The following is a 22707-nucleotide window of genomic DNA, read 5'->3' as shown; positions in this document are numbered from 1 at the left end:
TGTATATTATTAGGAGGTTTTTATAGAAAAGGAAGATGAATACAAAGACCGAAAAGGTTTCGGTACTCGTACCCAAATTTTTTTCATTCATTACAAGTAGCACTCGAACAGTCGGACAATCGAGATGGAAAAGAATCCATCCCTTGTCCGAAGCCAATTCATCTCCCACCTACTCACTGGGCTACACCCTTCACGTTCCTTGAGAAAGGAGTATTCTTGGCTGAAATAATAAAACACATGATTACAAACAAAAGTACCGGCCGTTTGTGACACAGAGGCTGGTATTCTATTTTCACGTAATTGTTTTACAATAGACTTAATTGGTAAAGTAGAAAAATAAGCAGCTGGTCCACCTTTCACGACCGGAACGTCAATTGGTTGATTCCCTTCATTATCTGGAATTCTCGCATCATCTATATTAATTGCAACACGTTCCACCGTAATACCAGCTCGTCCACCTGCTTGACCAATACAAATGATAATGCTTGGCTGTATTTCTTCTATATAAGACTGTAATACTTGTATAGACTTATGAAATACAGTTGGCAGTTGCTTACTAAAAATCGTATACTCACCGATGCACTTCTTGTTTAACCGCTTTGCAACTTCCCAAGCCGGATTCACTTTTTCTCCGCCAAACGGATCAAACCCTATTACTAACACTGTCTTCATATATTTTATCCCCCCCGGTGAACAAATTGTAATCCCTCTCTATTGAATACCTCGTAAATATTGCTCACAAAAAATTTTCTTCTCTCCATCCCGAAACCACAAAAACCCTTACTAATCTTTATATTACATTTTAAAATATTCAATCTTTTTTCACAATCCACAAAAAAGAACGTCTATATTTAGACGTTCTTAGTTCAGTGTTCTAACATCTTGCAGTGGCCAAAATACAGCTTCACCTTTTCCAATAATTTGTTCTTTTGAATTGGTTCTATTGTCACCTAATACAAATACAGTTCCATCTGGTACACGTTTTTGTCCAGTAATTTGTTCTAACGTGAAATCAAGCATCAGTTTACTTGGTGCAACTCGTTCTCTATATTCCTCTAAATATGATTCTTCTACTGCTTTCCCATTCACGTACAGAACATCATCTTTATATTCAATCGTATCCCCAGGTAAGCCGATTACACGCTTTACTAAATTATGCCCTTCATTTCCTTCAAATACGATAATATCAAAACGATCTAATCCTGCTAAATTATAACCAATTTTATTTACAAAGACGCGCTCTTCATTTTCTAATGTCGGCATCATTGATTCTCCTTGCACAATAGAAGGTGTAAACAAAATTGTTCGACATACAAAAGCAATTGCAAGTGCAAACGCAATGCTCTTTATCCAAGAAAATAATTCCCCTTTATTCTTTTTTTCCACTCTCTCCACTCTCCCTCTCTCCTCTATTTTAGTAAATTCACTAATGCGTTTACCTTTTCTAGTGATATTTCACCAAAAGCAGACTGATTCTCGCGAGCTGCTGTACCTACATGCGCCTGCTTAATACCCGTTTTATGTAACAACTTCTGTATATTACCTTTTGTCACACCGCTTCCTACAATGAGTTGCATTTGCCCTTCGCATACACGTTGCATGTCTTGTAAAACAGCAACATTGGCTTCTATTGCTCCTTGACCACCAGACGTTAACACATGTGTCACGTTAGGAAACTTCTTCAAAACTTCAATAGCTTGTACAAGATCCTTCGTCTCATCTATAGCGCGGTGGAATGTAACATTTATTCCATCAGTTGCTGCTAATAGCTGCGCTAAAGCTTCCTCATCAATTTCACTTTTTTCATTTAAAACACCTAACACTACACCAGCTGCGCCGTGCTTTTTTGCAATTTCAATATCTTCTTTCATCATCTCAATCTCTTCAGAAGTATAAACGAAAGATTTTGCATGTGGACGAATCATAACATGAACAGGAATATGAACAGCTTCTACCGCTTTTTTTATAAAAGCATAACTAGGTGTTAAACCACCCTCTGTATAAGCAGAAATAAGTTCAATACGACCTCCACCAGCTTGTTCAATTCGTTTTACATCCTCTATACATGTTGCAATTACTTCTAGCATGACATTACCTCTTTTATCCTTTTTTCACTATTATACCGCAAAACTTCACACGAACACCGAACATTCACATTTCTTTTAAAAAAGGTGTTCTAAAAGAAAGATTTTTGACTTATAAAAAAGCCTTGGCATAACACCAAGACTTTTTCTTATCTTTTATCAATATGTGCAGCAATTCTATTACCAATGAACTGAACGGATTGTACGAGAATAACAAGCATAAGTACCGTCACAACCATAATATCTGTTTGGAATCTATAATAACCGAAACGAATGGCAAGATCTCCTATACCACCTCCTCCTACCACTCCCGCCATCGCTGAATATGAAATAAAACTTACTGTCAAAACTGTCAAGCTGAGCACTAATCCTGAGCGAGCTTCTACGAGTAATACTTTCCATACAATTTGAAAAGGGCTTGCTCCCATTGCTTCTGCCGCTTCAATAACTCCTTTTGGAACTTCACGAAGTGCCTGTTCAACAAGTCTTGCAAAGAAAGGAATTGCGGCTACGGATAAAGGAATACTTGCTGCAATTGGACCAATTGTCGTACCTAATATGAATCTCGTAAACGGGACGAGAGCTATTAATAAAATAATAAATGGGAACGAACGAATAATATTTACAATACTATTTAAAATGCGATTCATAACAGTTTGTTCCAAAACTTGACCTTTACTAGTAAAATATAAAATTACACCTAATGGAACTCCAAAAATGATTGCTGCTCCAACAGAAAGACCGACCATTAAAAGTGTTTGCAGAAGTGCCGCCCAAAGTTCTGGAAGAAGTGAGATTATATTACTGAACATATGCTACTCCCCTCTCTTCCTCTATATTGAGTAGTAGTCTTGCAATTTCTGATGTTGGTTTTATTTGTCTATCCTGCAGATGGAACGATTCAATAATTCCTCCCTCTTCCATAATCGCAACTTTATTACAAATTTGCTTTATTACATTCATTTCATGAGTTACGATAACAATTGTAACGCCTAACTCTTTATTTATTTTCTTTAAAAATTGTAAAATAGAAATTGTTGTTTTCGGGTCTAACGCCGATGTCGGTTCATCACAAAGTAACACTTTTGGGTTATTTGCTAGTGCACGGGCAATCGCAACGCGCTGTTTTTGTCCACCACTTAATTGCGATGGGAAATGGTGTGCTTTATCACTCATCCCAACAATTTCTAAGCATTCCTGCACTCGTTTCTCTCGTTCTTCTTTTAATATCCCCCTGATTTCTAACGGAAGAGCAATATTATCTATTACATTTTTATTATGAAGAAGATGAAAGTGCTGAAAGATTATTCCAATTGATTGTCTTGCTTTTCTTAATCCTACTTTTGACAACTTCGTCAAATCTTCCCCACCCACTACAACTGAGCCAGCATCTGGTTTTTCCAACAAATTGATTGTACGGAGCAATGTAGATTTCCCAGCTCCACTTAGTCCAGCAATTCCGTAAATATCATGTTCTTCAACTTGGAGAGATACTGATTTTACACCGTGAAATAATCCTTCTTTCGTTTGAAACGTTTTTGTTATATCACGCAATGTTATCATATTTTCCACTCCTCTTTATTTTACTTTAATGCTTCGTTTGCAATCAATGAAAGTGTTGCATCATCCATCGGCGGGTTATGCAGACCTGCACGAACATTTAAATAATAACGATGTAACGGATTCTTTTCCGATAGACTTTTAGAACCGACGATTCGCATCGCTTTATCCACAATATGAATTGCTGCATTTGTTGCGATATATTTCGCAGCCGCTAGTTCAACCTGTAACGTTTCCTTTTCTTCTAATGCATCATATTTTTTTGCAACTTGATATAGAAATGTACGGGCTTGCATCAACTCAAGCTCAAGCTCTCCTACCAATCTTTTAATATGAGGCAATGTGCTAATTGGGTGCTGTAAACTGTTTGGTTGATATGTTTTCGCGAACTCAATCGCATAGTTTCTAGCAGCTTGTGCGATTCCTAAATAGCAAGCTGGTATATGAAGTAACCATCCCGTTCCTTTCGCCTTTGTATTTTTTACATCTGTAAAATACTTTTCGGGAATTTCAACATCTTTCAAAACTAAGTCATGACTTGCCGTTCCTCTCATCGCAACGCTGTCCCATGTTTCTTCAATACATACACCTTGCTCATGCCTTGGAATAATAAATTCGCCTATTTCCTCTTCTCCAACCATGCTTGCAGATACAATAAAATAATCGAGTACTGGTGCCATCGTTGTAAAAGTTTTCCTTCCGTTTATGACCCATTTAGCGCCTTTTTTCATGGCAATTGTTTCTGGTCTTCCGCCCCGCGTTGGGCTTCCTGTCTTCGGTTCAGTTGCTGCTCGGTTAAAAAGCGCTCCCTTTTTTACTTCTTCAAAAAACCAAGACAACATATGCGGGTGCCAAGAACGATTCTCAGCAATTTCTTTCACAATTCCTACATGCCATCCAATTGATAAAGCCGTTGCTCCGTCCCCCGTTGCAATTTTTTCTTGAAATAACACGAAATCATATAATGAAACACCTTCTCCTCCAAAATCTTTTGGAACTGTTAACTTTGTATACCCAATATTCTTTAAGTCTTTTATATTTTCAAACGGAAAAGATCCAAGTTCACTTAATGTATGTTCCCTTTCTGCAAACATAGGAACTAAATTATTAATCTTCTCAATTATAAGAGATTGCTTTTCTGTTTCTACGAATGAAAGTGTCATATAAAAACCTCCTTTATTTTAAGTAATCAGGTAAAACAAATCCTTCAAACTCCTTCTCCGTTTGAATCATTTCTTTAAATTTTGGCGAATGATATGCTTCTATTAAATCTTTTACATATTGTTTTTCTTTATTCTCCTCACGAACTACAACAACAATTCGATGCTGAGATGGTGTGTCTTCTAATTCCAGCGCTTCTGTTAATTTATGACCAGAAGCAATTACAAGGTTTCCGTTTATCACACCGTAATCCAAATCTTTCATTGCTCTTGGAATTTGAGGTGATTCAAGTGGTACAAGTTTAAAGTTCTTCTTTTTATACACAACATCTTTTTCTGAAATCGTTAATACATTCACATCATCTTTTAATTTCAACCAACCGACTCCCTCTAACACACGAAGCGCACGTTCTAAGTTAACCGGGTCATTTGGAACGCCAATCTCCACTCCATCCTCTAAATCATCTAGCGATTTATACTTTTCAGAGTATACACCTTGTGGGGCTGATGGAACTTGAATTACACCTGTTAGTTTCACATTATTCTCTTTCGCATAAGACTTCATAAAAGCGGTGCTTTGATGAATATGTCCATCAATGTCATCATTTAATAACGCTGGAGTCGTTTCGTTTGGCGAATTGAACTCAACAATCTTGACCTTATAACCTTTCTCCTCTAAATACGGCTTCACAGCTTTTTTCACTTGATCGCTGTATGGTCCGGGCGTGAATCCTAAACGAATTTCCTTTTTATTTGTCGAAGCTGATTGTGTGCAACCAGTGATAACAAGCATGCTACAAACAATGCTAATAAGTGTAAAAAATAAACGTTTCATCCTTTCCCCTCCTTAATAAAGTGAAACTTCAATTAGTTTGCATTTTCTTCATCTCCGCTAATTATTATCCTAACCAACCGGAGTTTTACGAGCTGTTAATGCGGGATAAAGTGAAACTTCAATCAGTGGGTGCTTTCTCCATCCCCACTGATTGTTAGCCCGACCAATCGGGCTTTTACGGACTGTTAATCTCCCACCTAAACTTCTCTGAATCCTCTAAGTTTTGAGGTAGGAGTCTTACAGCCCGCAAATAGCGGGATAAAATAAAAAACAACCTCTCACACAATAAGAGGTTGTTTCATATCTCCTCTTATCTACATCGGATTTAGCACCTTCTTATTACATAAAGGGTTGCTGAAGCTTCCTAGGGCCGTTCCCTCCGCTTCTCTTGATAAGATTATATTGGATTATATTACCTATTGTCACATTATTCCGATAAAAATACAAGGTTTTTTTCATAAAAAAAGACTTCTGTTCAGACAGAAACCTTTTTTACACATATTCTCCTTTAAAAAAGCGAACCGGCAACGATGCCATATAACCGATATACGAACATATTTCTTTAACAAAGAATGGAACTTTTGTATCTAACGTTTTATAAGCTGATGTTGGTGTTGGCGAAGCGTATGCATCCATACCGATATGCTTGGCAATTTGCATGGAACGTTTCATATGAAGAGGATCACTTACAATTGTGTATGTTTGCAGGCCATGTGTACTACCAACTTGAAATGCATTTCTTAAATTTTCTTCTGTAAACAGCGACTCTGTTTCAATTAAAATATCTTCAGGCTTCACATCATTCTCCAATGCATACGCCCTTGCTGTAATTGCTTCTTCTGGTTCCTCTGCAAATTTTGTTCCGCCTGTAAAAATAATTTTATTAACTGTCCCTTCTTTATACAAAGAAATTGCATGATTAATTCGCTCACGAAATACAGGAGAAGGTTTTCCGTTCCAAGAAGCCGCTCCTAACACAACTGCTGCATCCGTCGTTACATCATCCGTTTTTTCACGATATTGCCAAATGTCATATGCTGCATACGCAACAAATAAAACCATCGCACTCATGATAAATAAAAGAGCTTGCAATACTCTTTTTCTTTTCTTTTTCACTTTCATAATTATACCCTCCGTACATCATCACTGCTTCTATATAATCGTTACTTTCATTCACGTAATTGGACTTTGTTTATTCGAAAGAAGGCACTTTTCAAAAATTAGTGCTATAAAATGAAACTTCACTCAGTGGGGAGGTTCTTCATGCCCCGCTGAGTGCTAGCCCGACCAATCGAGCTTTTACGGGCTGTTTATCTCCTCCCTAAACTTCTTCGCTTCTCTCAAGCTTTGAGATAGGAGTCTTACAGACCGCAAACGGCGGAATAAAGGGTTTTCATAAATAGAGGCTTTTCATACGTTACACTAACTATAAGTGGTCATTATATACATCTATTACTTTTATACACTATATTTCTTTCAAACTGTAATACATGTACATTGTAACGAATTTTTATCTGGAATGGAATGATAAAACAAAAGTATCTTCAATCCGTAATCATTTTGTAAGAAACTAAAGAAACATACCTTCTTTTATACGAAAGTACGTTCCTTTGTTTTTTCTCTATAGTAATATATATGCAATTGGTGTCACAATAATCAATGTTAAAATCGTTCTTATAATGTATAGCATAATAAGCTCTGAAACTTTTAGTGGAATATCTGTCGATAAAATACAAGGAATGGATGCAGAGAAGAATAAAATCGATGAAACAGATACAACCGCAATCACAAACTTTGTAATGAGAGGGGCGCTTGCTACAAGCAATGCTGGTAAAAACATTTCGGCAATCCCTACTGCAGCTGCTTTTGCAGCTAAATCAGCTTCTGGTAATTGTAACAACGCTGTAAATGGATAAAAGATATACCCCATCCAATCAAAAATCGGTGTATACTTTGCAAGTAATATACCAATTAAACCAACTGACATAATTGACGGTAAAATACTCATCGTCATCAAAAATCCGTCTTTTAAATTTAGTAAAACATTTCGAGTTACACTTGGCGCCGAATTTGATGTCGCTAAAGCATCTTGCCAAGCGCGCTGCACAATTTTATCTTTATAAATTGGTTCTGGAGACCCTTCTCCTGTTATATATGTATTTGGCTTTGTACGAAGTGGTGGAACTCTAACTGTGATAGCGGTTACAATGAAGGTTACGACAAGAGTAGTCCAAAAATACATATTCCATAAATGCATAATATTTAACGTTTTTGCGATGATAATCATAAATGTTGCTGAAACAGTCGAGAAACCAGTTGCGATAATCGCCGCTTCTTTAATTGTGTACTTCCCCTCTTTAAAAACGCGATTTGTAATTAAAAGGCCTAATGAATAACTTCCGACAAATGATGCAACTGCATCAATCGCTGAACGGCCTGGTGTATTCCAAAGCGGACGCATAATCGGACGGCAAAATGTTCCGATAAACTCTAACAATCCATATCCCACTAATAATGCTAAAAAAGCAGATCCTATCGGTACAAGTAAGCTAACAGAAATCACTAGTTTTTCATATAAAAACGGTCCAACGTCTGGGGCAAAAAACCATTTTGGCCCGATTTGGAAACAATACAACACTCCAAAAATAACACCTACAACTTTTAAAAAGGAAAAACAAATATCCATCATAGATGCATTCCACTTCTTTGCATAAAACGGATAAATTGCACCACATATCATAACAAATAACGCATAAAAAGGAACAAATGATGGCACGCTACTTCGAACGAAAGAAACGATGTGATCAACCATAATGGATGAGCTTCCGTTTAATGTAACAGGAACAAAAAACATAAATATACCAACTATACTCGCAAGTATAAAACGAATTACCGCTCTCCTTTCCTCTTGTACTTTTACAGCTTCATGATTGATTTGTAGCTGACTCAACAGTAACACCTCCTATTTATCTAAATATTCTGTATTCAAAAGACAGAAACCTCCTTTTTTTCTAAAATATACAAATAATACAAGAAGGCTTTACCTTCTCATGAACTGAAAGCTATATTCACCTATTTGTGTAAAGCCTATTTTTTCATATAAGCCTCTCGCTTCCCTATTATCATAAGATGTTTGTAGTATGGGCTGCTTTCCTGCTGTTAAACAACTGTGAATCAATCCATTTAATAACGTTTTACCATAGCCTTTTCCGCGAAATCGCGCTTTGACATACATCGTCGTCAGCTCAACATAATGTTTTGTAACACTTCCGTATCTGCCCATACCAACTGGCTCATCGCCCTCCATTACAAAATAAAGACCTTTTTGTATATCACTTTCTATTTTTCGCCGATTCCGTATTTTCTCTAATTCCGCTTCTGTACTAGGCTGAAAGAAACTTTTATAAAATTGCTGAATATAACAGATGTCCTCTTCATTTATCATCGCTTTTCTTATTTGATTCCCATCTGTTTCTGTAACATTCCCCTTATCATATACATAGCAAAAATCCGTACTCGCTTCCTCTTCTATTCGTAAATATTGCATAATTTCTTGTACTTCAGCTCTTTTTCCCGCTAGTAATATACGATTATCCTTTAAAGCTTGCAATTGCTTAGCAATTATATGCAGTTCTTTTTTATTTCGTACCCAAAATGTTGTATAGAAACAATTTCCTTCATCTGTTACGATAAGCATACTCGTTATCTGTTCGTTATCTTTGTTGATGTAACAAACTTGGAACCAATTATGTTGTAAAGAATGAATCGTAAAAGTTTGAAATATCTCTTCTTTATATAAACATTGCAATAATTTTTCTCGTTCTGCTTCGCTTATATTTTCTATTCGTTTCATATTATAATCCCCCTCTTTCATTTATATTGTAACAAAAATAGGCTTGGACGACTGTCCAAGCCTACTCTACATTTTCACATCTAAAAATCCTTTTAATACACCAATTGTTTCTGGTGCATGTAACCTTGCACTTATATATGGAAATTCTGGGCTTCCGTCAAACATCATATGTGCTGCAATTGGCGCGCCTGCCCACATAATCTCATCATCAATTATGACAAATGGCATCGCCATATTTTTTCTCTGTACGTAAGCACGCTTTAACGGAACCGATCCTTCTGTATAAATTGTAACGTGCGCTTCTGTTTTCGCAAGCACTTGCCATACTCGTTTATCAATATTTCGCGTACTCGGAAGTGAGACAATAATGTTTCTCTTCGCGGTAAGCATATCTTTTAAAAATGCTTTTTCATCTTCTAAACTTGTTTGTACGAACCAACGTAATCGCTTCGTCATTTTTCGCTCTAAAACAGGACGAGACATTGTACGTTCGTATACATTCCCACCTCTTTGTAAATGCTCTGTTAACTGCGACAACGCTTGCTTACGAGATAAATTTTGTTTCATATACTTACAATCTGATAACTGAATGAACTTCCCTTTTGCCCTTGTAACAGCAACGTTAACAAGGCGATGGTTCTTTCGGTCAAAGAACAATACACCTGGGCGTTCTTGTGGGTAACTATCAACGGTATCAAATACAATCATATCCCTCTCAGACCCTTGGAACTTATGAACAGTTGCTGCCATAATTGGTGCATGACGAAATTTCGTCTTTTGCAGTAGCTCACGAATACACGTTGATAAGAAGCGAGACTGTGCCCGGTACGGCGTTACAACACCAATTGATGATATTCCATCTAACAAACCAATTAAAATAAGTTGCATCGTAAGTAATCCCGATAAAATATTGTAACGCGAGCCAGATGCTGCGTCTTTTAACGAATATGCACCGATAGAACTCGTATCAAATAAGGCTGCTGCTTCTTTTGCAAATGGCTGAAGGTTTGCAATTTCGTTTCGAATTGTAACTGATGAATGATCGAACACTTTATTATTGTAAATAAACCGATTCGTAAAGCTTGAAATATCCGGATGCATGCGGCGCTGCTCTTGCAGCATATATAAATTCGGATGCTCTTCTCGATTATTTACCGCTTCTACAATCCCTGCATGATAAAACATGTCTTCTTTTAACCACTTATTCACAAGCTCATTATTTGCAAGAGCAATCGGTGGTAACTGTAAGAAATCACCACATACAACAATACGCTTACCAAGCGATGCAGCTAAAGCTATTTGCGGAACGTAAGCCATACTCACTTCATCTACAACTACTAAATCAAACGTACGCTCATAAATAAGAGAATCAATTGCACATTTTGATAACGTCGCCCCAATTACTGTTGCATTTTCAATATACTCTCGTTCAACCTCTTTTATTTTTGCTTTTTGCTTTCGAAGTTCACTTTCGATATCTTGCATTCGTTTCTTCTCCAGAGATGTTGCCTTATAAGTAAGGATTTTTTGGCGAAGATCTTGACGTGTTTCTTCTAAATATAATCGTTCTTCTCCCCACTCTGCATGTTCAGACTCTACAAATCTCGAAGAAAGTAATGTATCATGGTTACGAATATGTTCATTTTGACTAAATCCGTAACGAATGACTTCCCCTGGCACCCACTTTTTCTTCTTCTCAATTCGATTCGTCACTTCACTCATCAATACGTCAACAGCTGCATTGCTGTGCGCTAACACTAAAACCGACTTTCCTTTTTGATAATGCGCCGCAATAATCTTTGATAAATTATACGATTTCCCTGTACCAGGCGGTCCCCATACGTACGTTGTTGCATTATAAAATGAGCGGTACGCTAACTCATTTTTAGGCGTTTTCATTTTTGTAATATGCTTTACTTCGCTTTTTCCATCTAACAATCGTTTCACACGTTGACGCTTTTGTTTCTCTTTATGAACTTCCTTTAAACGATCTTGCAGATGCTCTAACAATTGCCACGGTTCACTATATAAAACAGCTTCTTTTATAGAACCTTGTATATAACAATTTAACTTCAATTCAATTTCTAATCCATGTACCCCAAGCACTTCCCCAGTTGCCTCGTCACCGTCAAATTCAATTCGAATTGGTGTACCATCAGGCAAGCTTACTTCTGAAATAAGCTGAAATACATATACGCTACTTTCATAATCTGTATATAAAAAACGTCCATTTATAATCGATAGCTTACTACCACCAATTGTTTTCCAATGCTGAATTTCATATGTTAATGCTTGATGCCACTCTTTCATTGTTTTCGTTAATGAAGGAGTTTGCAAAGATGTCGTCATATGAATATCTCCTCCCTACTCTCCAAACATACTTTCTCACTATACCATATATATAAATGGGATTTCTAAGATTTATTTCTTGTGTGTTTTCTAAATATTCAATATTATATTTATATACATTTTTTAGAAAGTAGGAATGCGTATGCCAGTGAAAAGAATTGAGCATGTTGGACTTATGGTAGCAAACTTAGAAGTATCGATTGCATTTTACGAAAAAGTAGTGGGTCTAACACTTATAAAGCGAATGGGACATCCAAATCCAAATCCAAACTTAAAACTTGCTTTTTTAGGGGCAAATGACTCACAAGAAACAGTACTTGAGCTAATTGAAGGTTATCATCCTTCTTTACCAAGTGAAGGAAAAGTTCATCACATTTGTTTTAACGTTGAAAGGTTAGAAGATGAGATAGACCGACTAAAAAAATTAGATGTAACCTTTTTGACAGAGGAAATTGAGACGTTACCAGACGATTCTCGTTACATCTTTTTCGCTGGTCCTGACGGAGAATGGATTGAGTTTTTTGAGAAAAAGGGTCTACGTCATGAGTAAAACAGAATGTTATATAAACGACATAAAATGCTTATCCTTTCAAGCAGAAGAAAATAGCAAAAACATTACAATTCTACTGTATCACGGCTGGGGATCTAGCGTATATCATCAGCAGTTTTTCGGAACAGTTTTATCAAAATTTGGCTATAACGTATTGATTCCGCAAATTATGTATCATGATTCCCGCGAACCATTGGAGGATCATTTTTCTAAACAAACAATGGATAACTACTTTTGGAGAACAATTCTACATACTACTGAAGAAGCAAAACCGTTAATCGATGAAATCACAGCTAAAAAGCAAAAAGTAGTTGTAATCGGTAGCTCAATGGGTGGTTTTATTGCATCTGCTGTTTTCATGGAGCAAACTGTGGATGCTCTTATTAATATAAACGGTTCAGGTGCTTGGTTCAGCTCTGAAGAAATGTTTCAAAAAGATGGCTTTGCACCGTCTCCAAATTTAAACGAACTAAAAGAGCGAGATCCAATCCAATCGTTACATCGTATCCAAAATAGGCCAATTCTTCTCCTACATGGACAACACGATACAGTTGTTTCGCTAGTCGGACAACAAACGTTTTATGAAGAAGCATTAAAAGCTGAAAATACATCAAACATATCACTCATTATGTATCCAAATGTTAACCATTCTACTACTCTTTCAATGGTTGAGGAGATTATCAATTGGTTAGAAAAACATATAGTAAATAAAAATAGGTGCTGAACTATCAGCACCTTTTCTTATCATACAAGTCTTCCATCTCGCAATGTAATGATACGATCACATACGTGAAGCATTCGCTCATCATGTGTAATCATAATTGCTGCTTTTTGACGTTCTTTTACTTCACGCTTCATCATCTCCACAACTTCCTGTCCACGTTTCGTATCAAGGCTTGCTGTCGGCTCATCAGCTAGTATAATATCGGGATTATTCATAAAAGCTCTCGCAATTGCAACGCGTTGACGCTCTCCCCCTGATAGTTGATTTGGATATTGATTTTCCCGATGCATTAAATCAAATTTCGTTAGCAAATCTACAACCCGTTCATTTGCTTCTTCTTTGTTCTCTTTTTTTAGTTTCGCGATATAAAGAAGTTGTTCTTTTACCGTTAAATACGGCACAAGGTTCGCAAACTGAAAAATAAAACCGATTTGTTGTAAGCGAACTTTTGTCATTTCCTTCTCAGATAAACTTGTAATATTTTTATCACGAATATAAATATCACCTTTTGATGGGGATAACAGTGCACCTGCAATTGATAACAAAGTACTTTTTCCTGAACCAGATGGCCCAACAATTCCAATGAACTCCCCTGTTTCTACAGTAAGAGAAGTAGGATAAAGAGCTGTTACCGCTGTTTCGCCTTCGCCATATACTTTACTTACTTGATTTAACTGTAATAACGATGTCATAGCGCACCGCCTCCAATCGCTTCTAATGCATCTACTTTCAATACTTGATATAAAGAAATCACTGTTCCTACAATGCTAATGACGATAAAAACACTTGCATATTGCCAAATCATCGTTGTTGTTAATAAAAACGGCATGCTCTCTGGTAATACTTGTTGCAATCCTTGCACTAAGCCAATGCTAATAACAATTGCAGCAACTGATAAATAACACGCCTGCATAACTAAGCTATATACTAAATAGGCATTTGTTGTTCCAATTGCTTTTAATACACCAATTTGCCCTGTTTTTTGTAATGTAATCACGTAGAAAAACACACCGATTAATAATGCTGCAATCACAAGTAAGAATACAATAATCATCGTTAATGTTCCTTGCTCTTCTTTATAACCAGGTATGCTTTGTAAAACTTCTTTCTTCGTCACAACATGAGCATTTTTAATTTGCTCTTCTGTTTGAACTGCAACTGCACTATAGTTTTGCTGATTCGGCTGAGCAATTTCGCTCCAAACCGCTTCATTTACATACATAACTGGTGTATGACTAAACATTTGTCCTTCTGTAAAACCAACAATTTTAAATTCTTTTTGTGAAATTGGATCTGTAATCACATCTCCAAGATGAACACCTTTTTGCTGAATAGATTCATCAGCTACGGCTTCATTGCTAACTGATTCAACCGCTCTCCCTTTCACAATACTTGGCTGTAAAAATGTATCCTCTTTATTTGCAAAAATTGCAATATCTACTTTCTTCTCACTATTTTTCATTTCATAAGTTAACATCTTCACATAAAAAGGTACGGCTTTTCCTTCATCTATTTGTTTTGTCACATTTTGCACTTCTTCTTCCGTCAATTGTGAACGAAGTAATTTATTTTCTGAATCCTTTCCTAATACAAATTGCTTTGCATCCATATTTTGAATAGAAGATGCATTATCATATGACAAACCGTTTGCTAGCCCCGAAATAACGAGCACTAAAAAAGATAACAGCATCATAATACATCCAATTAATCCATATCGTAATTTTGATTGTTTTAATTCACGTAGCGCTAAAAACATTCCGCTCCGCTCCCTTCTTTATTTCTTGCTATGCTGTTATGTTAAAAGAGAAATATGAACGGAATATGAACAAATGGTTACAAAAAAATAATCAGAATTTTATTTACTTTCAAAACAATAGCTGTTAACCTATAGTTAAATTAATTTGACCGAGTAACTTTTTTAGGAGTGAAGACAATTGAAACCGATGTTAACTTTAACGACCTATAGTCAACTAAAAGCATTAAGTGATCCTCTTCGTACAGAAATGATGATGCGCTTATTAGAAAAACCGTATACAGGGCAACAGCTATCGGAATATTTCAATCTATCTAGAGCGAAGATTCATTACCACTTAAAAGAACTCGAAAAAAACGAGCTCATTGAACTTGTCTATACGGAAGAAAAAAACGGCATTATACAAAAGTTTTATCAATCCGTCGCAAGAGGTTTTACACCGGCAGCTGAATTACTCCCCCATATTGACGTCTTAAGTGAATCGGCTCGGCAAATCTTTTTACAAATGATAGAAAGAACGAAGAGTCATGTTCTTGCTGCACCAGAAGAAGCTTTTACACTTCATAAAGCAAGTGAATATCCATCAGAATGGAATTATGTTTCTTCTATGTGGGAATTTTCAGCAACACCAGAACAGTTTCAAGTTTGGGTAAAGAAATTCCATCAGTTGATGAACGAATTAAATACCATTACAGAAGGAGCAGCTGATAATCCAAATAGCAAATCATACTACATCGCAACAACTGCTTTACAAATTGATGAGCGTGTTATGAAGCGTTATGAAAAAGAAGAGTCGTAACACGATTCTTTTTGTATAACGGTCAATTTTTTTTGACCGAGTAATTTTTATGAAAAGGAGTGAAAAGAATGAACTTATTGCGCAATAAAGATTTCTTGTTTTTATTTTTAGGAAGAATTGTTACGAATATTGGAGACAGCTTTTACTATATCGCCGCAATGTGGCTCGTCTATGAACTTGGTGGAAATGCTTTTTATTCCGGACTCGCTGGCTTTTTAACGTTACTTCCTTCCGCGCTACAATTTTTAACCGGGCCATTTGTTGACCGGTGGCGATTACGCCATACACTTGTCATTACACAACTATTACAATTTATCATCATCTTAATCATTCCCATTACATACTACTTCGATCTACTAACTGTCCAGCTCTTATTAATCATCATGCCAATCGTTTCCTTCATTGAACAATTTGCATACCCAGCGCAAACGAAAGCTTTGCCATTGTTACTCCAAAAAACACAACTATTAAAAGGGAATACATTATTCTCATTTGCTTATCAAGGAATTGATATCGTATGTAATGCAGTTGCTGGTGTATTAGTCGCAACTGTTGGGGCTATCACCCTTTATATTATCGATTCTTTTACATTTGTTATTGCTGCACTTTTATTTCATCTCATCAAGCTTCCAGCTTCTGAACAAATAACAAAAAATGAAGAAAAAAGTAAGACAGAAGCAATAAAAAACTACTTTACAGATTTACGCGAAGGGTTTTCCATCGTCTTTCATTCATTAACGAAAATTCTTTTAATCGGCTCTATCATCGCTAACTTTTCTATCGGAATAACGATGGCTATTTTACCCTCCTTTGCAGATACAAAAGGTGGTGTACAATGGTACGGCATGTATTTAACAGCAATCTCTGCTGGTTCGTTAATTGGTGCTTTATGTGGTTCGTTACTCAGAAAATATAGACTAGGCCACGTATCCATTATAAGTTTTACAATTTCTTCTCTCTGTTGGTTAGCATCTGTATGGATACCTATACCGTCTCTTGCAGTCTTATTTTTTAGTTTCGCTTGGATACCGATTGGCGGTACAAATATAGTATTTGCTGCGTTAAGTCAGTCCGTAATTCCAAATCATTTACTTGGCAGAGTCAACTCTGTTACGCGAAGCATGGGCATCATCGCTATGCCGCTTGGCTCATTAATTGGTGGATATCTTGCTACGATAGTAAATAGCACTTTCATTTTCTCCTTCACAAGTATCGGTATTTTATGCACTGCGGTAGTTTGGCTCGCTCATCCGAAATTACGATCATTACCGAAAACAGATGACATCACGTGGGAAACGTTCCAACTATACGCAAAGGAAGAGCAGAAACAAGGTTCTGTTATGTGAAACAAAAAAGAAGACTCCTTATGGATGTCTTCTTTCTCATTACTTTTTCAGAAGTATAACAGAAACCTTCGTCCCTCTCCCGCTCTCACTCTCTACTTCAACCTCTCCATCATGTAAATCAACAATCTTTTTTACAATCGATAAACCAAGTCCGCTTCCTTCCACGTTTCTAGCCCGCGCTTCATCCACTTTATAAAAACGATCAAAAATTTTATTTAATTGCTCGGTCTCCATTCCTATTCCGTTATCTGAAATAGAAGTAACGATTGTATCACCTCGTTCTTCTACATGAAATGCAATTGTTCCTCCGCTATCTGTAAACTTAATACTATTTGTAAGTAGGTTCGTCCAAACTTGATATAACAAGTCTTTATCAGCTGTTACAGACATACTTGGAATATCAAATTCAATCGCGATATCTTTCTCTTGCCATTGCCACTCTAACATAAAGATCACATCTTTTATTTGCTGTTGTAACGAAAACGTTTGTAGTTGCAATGCATGTTCTTCCTTATCTAAAGATGCTAATGTTAATAGCTGCTTACATAAATTAGACATTCGCTTACTTTCCAGCTCGATAATTTTTAAATAATGACCTCTTTCTTGCTCTGTTATGTTTTCACTTTGCAACGTTTTTGAAAATCCTTGAATCGATGCTAGTGGTGATTGGAATTCATGTGATACATTGGACACGAACTCTTGTCTCATTTGATCTAAATCTTGTATGCTTTTGGTCATTTTACGGAAGCTAACTGCTAATAATCCAATTTCATCTTTCCGTCTATCATCTAACTCAATATCATATTCTCCACTTGCAATCTTTTGTGTCGCTTTTGTCAAAATTCGAATAGGTCGGATAATATACCGTGCTCCAATAGCAATGCACACGATGCTTAACACAACAATAAAAGCTAATAAAATGGCCAAGAAAATTCGCATTTCACCAAACTGTTGACCAATATCAGGGCGGATAAATAGAGCATATTGCTTCTCTCCATCTTTTATCGGTACTCCAACACTATTCATTAATTCGTTATCGAAGAAACCTGTAATAAACAACCTTGTTGGATACTTGGAAACACCATTATATACATTCCCTTGCAATACAGTATCAATCGTTTTTTCATCTACATTTATCGTTCGAAATGCGTTTCCATACTGCTTTCCTTGTTTTTGATTATTCACTACGTAAATTTCATAACCAAGATTTGTAATAGAATATAAATACGCTTCTTTGTTTTCATCCTCTTGCTTTTCATACATATTAGCTACCACTTGTGCATACCGTAAAATCTTTTCACTGTTATAAGGCTTTAGCTTCACTTGATAATAAACGTTCGCTAATAAAAAACCGAGAATACTTGTACAAAGCATAATACATATCGAAATGAAGACAAACCTTGTATATAATGACCTCACATTATTTCAACTCCAATTTATAACCCATGCCGCGCACCGTTTTTATTTGAAAATCGTCCGTTCGTTTTGAAAATCGATCACGAAGCCTCTTAATATGTACATCCACCGTTCTTTCATCTCCGGTAAAATCAATTCCCCAAATGAGTTCAATTAACTCTTCACGCGAAAATATTCTTCCAGGATAACTAGCAAGTTGTGATAATAACTCAAATTCTTTTAATGGTAATAATATTGTCTGATTTTTGCATTTCACTTCAAAACTTTTCCGATCAATTGTTGTATCGCCTACTTGGATGATATTTGCATTAACCTTCTCATAACGACGAAGCAACGCCTTCATTCGAAAGAGCACTTCTGCTGGTTCGAACGGTTTAACAATATAATCGTCTGTTCCTGATAAGAAACCTTTTTCTTTATCAATAAGCTGATTTTTTGCCGTTAATAAAATAACAGGAATATCATAATATTTTCTAATCTCTTCACATAATGTATATCCATCAACATGAGGCATCATAATATCAACAATCGCAAGCTGAATATTTTCCTTCTCTAATACTGCTTGCGCTTCTTTTCCATCCGCAGCTTCCAATGCGACATACCCTTCTTTTTGTAAATGATGATGCAACAATTCACGAACGTGACGGTCATCATCTGCTACTAAAATATGTATCATAATGTGTGTTCCTTTCTTACTTCTTTATTCCCTTCTACATTAAAAAAGAAAACTACATTTTGCAACAAAAATAGAAAGCACTGTTCTCAAATCATACTTTCTCTACAAAGATTATATACCCTTTCTAATTTCTATTTTCTGAAATACGGGATAAAATTTTCAAGCCATTAATCCACGCGATAAGTGGCTAAGCCACCCCTTTTCCGAAGCCAATTCAGCTCCCACCTGCTCACTGGGCTATGCCCTTCACGTTCCTCGAGGAAGGAGTATTCTTGGCTAAATTGATAAAAATGAATCATAAATACTACATTTCTTTCATATTTCATTACTATTCCGTTTTTAAAAGAGCATTAAAACACATGTAAAAAATAATATACTCCTTTATCATAATTCGTTTTTTTCTGTATACACAATGTATTTCTGTTTCATAAGATGTATTCAAAGAAATGCAAGGGAGGGTTATTTTTGAAAGACACATTAAAGTATGTCTACACAATACAGGAAGCCTCAGAAATATGGGGAGTATCGTTTAAAACAGTGATAGAGTACTTTGACAGAGAGGAATTTAAAGAGAACGAAGCAAAGAAAAGTGGAGAAACAATTCTTGTAACATATGAAGGAATGCAAAGAATTTTCGGTGACGTTAATGAAGAACAAAAAATAAAAAATATACTGAGTCACGAAATTAAAAACGATTTACAAAGAATGCAGGAGATTTTCGGTGGAATGAATCAAACAAAAGTTCAATATAATCTCATTTTTATGAGAGCTAATCGTATTAGATTAGCTTTACATGACAAATTTACAGAATTTAATTTGGAAGAAGCGAAAAAACTTCGTGACGATGTAGCAAAATTGTTAAAATCACTGGAAATGAAGCGATAATACAAGAAAACTGCCCGTATTGAACATATACGCTTTATCACCAAACACTTCCTTCCTCGTAGCATCTAAGATGTAGTTCTTCCTACAAAGTATGAGGATTCTTTAATACCATTTAGCGTACAAGGATTCAACTACTATCATAAAAAGCTCGACAAAGCGTTTAAAATTACCGACCACTAACCTAATAAGAGATTGTATAGCTACATTTTATACAGTAAAAAAGACAACTTTCCTATCATTACATTTTAGTAATATAGGAAAGTTGTCTTACCTTCTACTGTAATAAATGAATAAACAATCCACTTCTTAACTTCGGTTCAAACCATGTTGATTTGGGCGGCATTACTTCTCCTGCATCCGCAATCGCTAACAAATCTTCCATAGACGTTGGATATATTGCAAAAGCTACTTGAAATTGATCACTATCAACAAGGCGTTCTAATTCTTGTAAGCCACGGATACCACCGATAAAGTCAATACGATCATCAGAACGTTGATCATGGATTTGTAAAACAGGGCTAAATACATAGTCTTGTAAAATAGAAATATCTAATCGCTTTACAACATCATTCATATCAACTAAGTTTTCCTTTATTTTCAAGGTGTACCATTTATCATTCAAGTACATCCCAAATGTGCAGCGTTCTGTTGGTTTGTATGGTGAAACCTCTGCTCTTTCTACATAAAAAGATTGGTCAAGCTTTTGTAAAAACTGTTCCTCTGTTAACCCATTTAAAGTTGTAATTACACGATTATAATCTAAAATGGCCAACTCATCTTGCGGAAATAAAACAGATAAGAAGTAATTAAATTCTTCTTCTCCTGTGTAGTTTGGATATTGCTCACGCCTCATCAAACCTACCTTTACCGCTGAGGCTGAGCGATGATGTCCGTCCGCAATATATATAGTGGGAACATGTTGAAACATCTCAATAAATGTATGCACTGTTTCTTCATCATCCACTTTCCAAGCAACATGCTCAATTCCATCATCCGCAGTAAATTCATAAATTGGTGCATGTTCTGCTTGCCAACGTGCTACAAGCGCAGATACTTCCTGTTTTGTACGATATGTTGAAAAAATTGGACCTGTATTTGCATTACATGCATCAACATGGCGAATACGATCTTTTTCCTTTTCATATCTTGTTCGTTCATGCTTTTTAATCGTATCATTTTCATACTCATCAATCGATGTGCAAACGACAAGACCAGACTGTGACTTTCCGTTCATCGTTAATTTATAAATATAAAAACAGGACTTTTCTTCTTGTATAAAAATGCCATCTTTTATCATCTGTTGTAAATTTTCATTTGCTTTTTCATAAACAAGGTCATCGTATGGTGATAGCGCTGGATCTAAATCGATTTCCGCTTTATCAACATGTAAAAAAGAGTATGGATTCCCTTTTACAACTTCCCGTGCCTCTTCACTATTTAATACATCATACGGCAAGGCTGCAACTTCCTTTGCTTTCTCTACTGCAGGACGAATTGCTCGAAATGGACGAATTATTACCATAAGCTCTCTCCCCTTTATACAATCATTCTAACGGCTACAACACCTGTAATCTTCTTAATATTATCTAATACATTCTCTTTAATTATATCATCAATGCCATTATCAATATCAATCATTGTATAAGCAAAAGAGCCCTTACTTCGGTTAATCATATCCGCAATGTTAATACTATGCTCCGCTAAACACGCAGTAATTTGTCCTACCATGTTTGGGACATTTTGATGAGCAATTGTAATTCGTTTCTTCCCGATATAAGGAAGTTCAACATTTGGATAGTTGACGGAGTTTCGTATATTACCTGTTTCTAAAAAGTTTTTAAGCTGACGCGCTGCCATAACAGCACAGTTTTCTTCTGACTCAGCTGTTGATGCGCCAAGATGCGGCGTTGCAATAACATTTTTCATTTGTAACACACGCTCATTTGGGAAGTCCGTAATATAGTGACGAACTGTCCCTACCTCTAAAGCTTCTTCTAATGCAGCTTCATCTACAAGTTCTCCACGTGAGAAGTTTAATAGACGAACTCCTTTTTTCATCATTCCAAATGCCTCTTTACTTACGATACCCTTCGTTTGTTCAAGAAGAGGCAGATGCAACGTAATATAATCACATGTCGCAAAAATTTCTTCTATATTAAAAGCACGCTGAACTTGTCTTGATAAGCGCCACGCTGTTTCCACTGAAACATATGGATCATAACCGATTACTTCCATATCGAGTGACAATGCATCATTTGCAACGAGAGCACCAATTGCCCCAAGACCGATAATTCCTAATCGTTTCCCCGCAATTTCAGATCCAACGTATTGCTTTTTTCCCGCTTCAACAAGCTTTGGTACCCCTTCTCCTTCTAACCCTTTCGTCCATACAATCCCGTCAATTAAATTACGAGATGACATAATTAAGCTAGCAAGTATTAACTCCTTTACCGCATTTGCATTTGCTCCTGGTGTATTAAAAACAACAATCCCTTTTTCCGTACAACGCTCAACAGGGATATTATTTACTCCTGCACCCGCTCTTGCAATCGCTTGTAAATTATATGAAAGCTCTTCTTCATGTAAAGAATAACTTCTTAACAAAATACCATCCGGTAATTCAATATTTGCCCCAACTTTATAATTTTCCGTAGAAAATGTAGCCAATCCTTTTTCTGCAATTTGATTGAACGTTTGAATATGAAACATTGCTTCAT

General features: G+C 36.1%; 21 protein-coding genes, 1 pseudogene and 1 riboswitch. Of the genes and pseudogenes, 5 read left to right on the top strand and 17 right to left on the bottom strand.

All coding sequences use genetic code 11. From position 1 onward, the window contains the following. Positions 1 to 213: 213 nt before the first annotated feature. The 11 genes and pseudogenes from pcp to BAMA_RS18470 form a co-directional block, all read right to left on the bottom strand. Positions 214 to 672: pseudogene (gene pcp / locus BAMA_RS18520) on the bottom strand (pyroglutamyl-peptidase I); the annotation flags it as partial. Positions 673 to 861: 189 nt separating this feature from the next. Next, positions 862 to 1386, bottom strand: coding sequence for a signal peptidase I (lepB, locus tag BAMA_RS18515; protein WP_034642208.1), 525 nt, complete (start codon positions 1384 to 1386; stop codon positions 862 to 864). A gap of 23 nt (positions 1387 to 1409) precedes the next feature. Continuing rightward, positions 1410 to 2087 carry a copper homeostasis protein CutC gene (locus tag BAMA_RS18510; protein ID WP_034642183.1) on the bottom strand — a complete coding sequence of 226 codons (678 nt, stop codon included), beginning with the start codon at positions 2085 to 2087 and terminating at the stop codon, positions 1410 to 1412. A gap of 146 nt (positions 2088 to 2233) precedes the next feature. Further along, on the bottom strand, positions 2234 to 2896 hold the full coding sequence (locus BAMA_RS18505; protein WP_034642182.1) for a methionine ABC transporter permease: 663 nt from the start codon (positions 2894 to 2896) through the stop codon (positions 2234 to 2236). Further along, a complete protein-coding gene (locus BAMA_RS18500; protein WP_051759020.1) occupies positions 2886 to 3647 on the bottom strand; it encodes a methionine ABC transporter ATP-binding protein in 762 nt (253 codons plus the stop codon). Before BAMA_RS18500 ends, BAMA_RS18505 begins: the two co-directional genes overlap by 11 nt. Positions 3648 to 3667: 20 nt before the next feature. Beyond that, the gene (locus tag BAMA_RS18495) at positions 3668 to 4807 is read right to left on the bottom strand and encodes an acyl-CoA dehydrogenase family protein (protein WP_034642179.1); all 1140 of its coding nucleotides are present in this window, start codon (positions 4805 to 4807) and stop codon (positions 3668 to 3670) included. A 13-nt stretch (positions 4808 to 4820) separates the two neighbouring features. Then, positions 4821 to 5639 carry a MetQ/NlpA family ABC transporter substrate-binding protein gene (locus tag BAMA_RS18490; protein WP_034642177.1) on the bottom strand — a complete coding sequence of 273 codons (819 nt, stop codon included), beginning with the start codon at positions 5637 to 5639 and terminating at the stop codon, positions 4821 to 4823. 307 nt (positions 5640 to 5946) lie between these two features. Continuing rightward, positions 5947 to 6037, bottom strand: a riboswitch (SAM riboswitch). 94 nt (positions 6038 to 6131) lie between these two features. Beyond that, positions 6132 to 6761, bottom strand: a complete 630-nt coding sequence (locus BAMA_RS18485; protein WP_034642174.1) for a YdcF family protein — start codon at positions 6759 to 6761, stop codon at positions 6132 to 6134. 499 nt (positions 6762 to 7260) lie between these two features. Then, positions 7261 to 8574, bottom strand: coding sequence for a YjiH family protein (locus BAMA_RS18480; RefSeq protein ID WP_415782918.1), 1314 nt, complete (start codon positions 8572 to 8574; stop codon positions 7261 to 7263). Positions 8575 to 8679: 105 nt separating this feature from the next. Next, positions 8680 to 9492, bottom strand: coding sequence for a GNAT family N-acetyltransferase (locus BAMA_RS18475; protein WP_034642170.1), 813 nt, complete (start codon positions 9490 to 9492; stop codon positions 8680 to 8682). 66 nt (positions 9493 to 9558) lie between these two features. After that, entirely contained in the window at positions 9559 to 11841 is a 2283-nt protein-coding gene (locus BAMA_RS18470; protein ID WP_034642168.1) for an AAA domain-containing protein, read from the bottom strand. 142 nt (positions 11842 to 11983) lie between these two features. Here BAMA_RS18470 and BAMA_RS18465 point away from each other — a divergent pair, with 142 nt between their 5' ends. After that, positions 11984 to 12391 (top strand): VOC family protein, encoded by a 408-nt coding sequence (locus BAMA_RS18465; RefSeq protein ID WP_034642205.1) that lies wholly within the window; start codon positions 11984 to 11986, stop codon positions 12389 to 12391. Then, positions 12384 to 13115 (top strand): alpha/beta hydrolase family protein, encoded by a 732-nt coding sequence (locus BAMA_RS18460; protein WP_034642165.1) that lies wholly within the window; start codon positions 12384 to 12386, stop codon positions 13113 to 13115. The genes BAMA_RS18465 and BAMA_RS18460 overlap by 8 nt, the downstream gene beginning before the upstream one ends. A gap of 20 nt (positions 13116 to 13135) precedes the next feature. Here BAMA_RS18460 and BAMA_RS18455 read toward each other — a convergent pair whose 3' ends face one another. Both BAMA_RS18455 and BAMA_RS18450 read right to left on the bottom strand, forming a co-directional pair. Next, the gene (locus BAMA_RS18455; RefSeq protein WP_034642163.1) at positions 13136 to 13807 is read right to left on the bottom strand and encodes an ABC transporter ATP-binding protein; all 672 of its coding nucleotides are present in this window, start codon (positions 13805 to 13807) and stop codon (positions 13136 to 13138) included. Then, positions 13804 to 14871: an ABC transporter permease gene (locus BAMA_RS18450; protein WP_034642161.1), complete on the bottom strand. Its 1068-nt coding sequence runs from the start codon at positions 14869 to 14871 to the stop codon at positions 13804 to 13806. The genes BAMA_RS18455 and BAMA_RS18450 overlap by 4 nt, the downstream gene beginning before the upstream one ends. 178 nt (positions 14872 to 15049) lie before the next feature. Here BAMA_RS18450 and BAMA_RS18445 point away from each other — a divergent pair, with 178 nt between their 5' ends. Then, complete coding sequence (locus BAMA_RS18445; RefSeq protein ID WP_034642159.1) at positions 15050 to 15667, top strand: ArsR/SmtB family transcription factor; 618 nt, start codon at positions 15050 to 15052, stop codon at positions 15665 to 15667. Between the two features lie 68 nt (positions 15668 to 15735). After that, positions 15736 to 17013 (top strand): MFS transporter, encoded by a 1278-nt coding sequence (locus BAMA_RS18440; RefSeq protein WP_034642157.1) that lies wholly within the window; start codon positions 15736 to 15738, stop codon positions 17011 to 17013. 39 nt (positions 17014 to 17052) lie between these two features. Here BAMA_RS18440 and BAMA_RS18435 read toward each other — a convergent pair whose 3' ends face one another. Together BAMA_RS18435 and BAMA_RS18430 are read right to left on the bottom strand one after the other, a co-directional pair. Next, entirely contained in the window at positions 17053 to 18432 is a 1380-nt protein-coding gene (locus tag BAMA_RS18435; RefSeq protein ID WP_034642155.1) for a sensor histidine kinase, read from the bottom strand. A gap of 1 nt (position 18433) precedes the next feature. After that, complete coding sequence (locus BAMA_RS18430) at positions 18434 to 19105, bottom strand: response regulator transcription factor (RefSeq protein WP_034642153.1); 672 nt, start codon at positions 19103 to 19105, stop codon at positions 18434 to 18436. A gap of 465 nt (positions 19106 to 19570) precedes the next feature. Here BAMA_RS18430 and BAMA_RS24630 point away from each other — a divergent pair, with 465 nt between their 5' ends. Then, positions 19571 to 19990 carry a helix-turn-helix domain-containing protein gene (locus BAMA_RS24630; RefSeq protein ID WP_157406042.1) on the top strand — a complete coding sequence of 140 codons (420 nt, stop codon included), beginning with the start codon at positions 19571 to 19573 and terminating at the stop codon, positions 19988 to 19990. Between the two features lie 274 nt (positions 19991 to 20264). Here BAMA_RS24630 and BAMA_RS18420 read toward each other — a convergent pair whose 3' ends face one another. Together BAMA_RS18420 and BAMA_RS18415 are read right to left on the bottom strand one after the other, a co-directional pair. After that, a complete protein-coding gene (locus BAMA_RS18420; RefSeq protein WP_034642150.1) occupies positions 20265 to 21512 on the bottom strand; it encodes a DUF1015 domain-containing protein in 1248 nt (415 codons plus the stop codon). Positions 21513 to 21526: 14 nt separating this feature from the next. Next, positions 21527 to 22699, bottom strand: coding sequence for a 3-phosphoglycerate dehydrogenase family protein (locus tag BAMA_RS18415; protein ID WP_034642148.1), 1173 nt, complete (start codon positions 22697 to 22699; stop codon positions 21527 to 21529). Positions 22700 to 22707: the final 8 nt, after the last annotated feature.

Source organism: Bacillus manliponensis (assembly GCF_000712595.1).
In the GTDB taxonomy this organism is placed as follows: Bacteria; Bacillota; Bacilli; order Bacillales; family Bacillaceae_G; genus Bacillus_A; species Bacillus_A manliponensis.
Note: the sequence above shows the minus strand (reverse complement) of the source record. Positions and strands in the feature narration are given on the sequence as shown.

Bases quoted from the DNA above. Each gene is read 5' to 3' on its own strand.
- BAMA_RS18500 (WP_051759020.1), bottom strand. From the start codon at position 3,647: ATGATAACATTGCGTGATATAACAAAAACGTTTCAAACGAAAGAAGGA.
- BAMA_RS18460 (WP_034642165.1), top strand. From the start codon at position 12,384: ATGAGTAAAACAGAATGTTATATAAACGACATAAAATGCTTATCCTTT.
- BAMA_RS18490 (WP_034642177.1), bottom strand. From the start codon at position 5,639: ATGAAACGTTTATTTTTTACACTTATTAGCATTGTTTGTAGCATGCTT.
- BAMA_RS18465 (WP_034642205.1), top strand. From the start codon at position 11,984: ATGCCAGTGAAAAGAATTGAGCATGTTGGACTTATGGTAGCAAACTTA.
- BAMA_RS18470 (WP_034642168.1), bottom strand. From the start codon at position 11,841: ATGACGACATCTTTGCAAACTCCTTCATTAACGAAAACAATGAAAGAG.
- BAMA_RS18510 (WP_034642183.1), bottom strand. From the start codon at position 2,087: ATGCTAGAAGTAATTGCAACATGTATAGAGGATGTAAAACGAATTGAA.
- BAMA_RS18485 (WP_034642174.1), bottom strand. From the start codon at position 6,761: ATGAAAGTGAAAAAGAAAAGAAAAAGAGTATTGCAAGCTCTTTTATTT.
- BAMA_RS18450 (WP_034642161.1), bottom strand. From the start codon at position 14,871: ATGTTTTTAGCGCTACGTGAATTAAAACAATCAAAATTACGATATGGA.
- BAMA_RS18440 (WP_034642157.1), top strand. From the start codon at position 15,736: ATGAACTTATTGCGCAATAAAGATTTCTTGTTTTTATTTTTAGGAAGA.
- BAMA_RS18415 (WP_034642148.1), bottom strand. From the start codon at position 22,699: ATGTTTCATATTCAAACGTTCAATCAAATTGCAGAAAAAGGATTGGCT.
- BAMA_RS18430 (WP_034642153.1), bottom strand. From the start codon at position 19,105: ATGATACATATTTTAGTAGCAGATGATGACCGTCACGTTCGTGAATTG.
- BAMA_RS18505 (WP_034642182.1), bottom strand. From the start codon at position 2,896: ATGTTCAGTAATATAATCTCACTTCTTCCAGAACTTTGGGCGGCACTT.
- BAMA_RS18455 (WP_034642163.1), bottom strand. From the start codon at position 13,807: ATGACATCGTTATTACAGTTAAATCAAGTAAGTAAAGTATATGGCGAA.
- BAMA_RS18475 (WP_034642170.1), bottom strand. From the start codon at position 9,492: ATGAAACGAATAGAAAATATAAGCGAAGCAGAACGAGAAAAATTATTG.
- BAMA_RS18495 (WP_034642179.1), bottom strand. From the start codon at position 4,807: ATGACACTTTCATTCGTAGAAACAGAAAAGCAATCTCTTATAATTGAG.
- BAMA_RS18420 (WP_034642150.1), bottom strand. From the start codon at position 21,512: ATGGTAATAATTCGTCCATTTCGAGCAATTCGTCCTGCAGTAGAGAAA.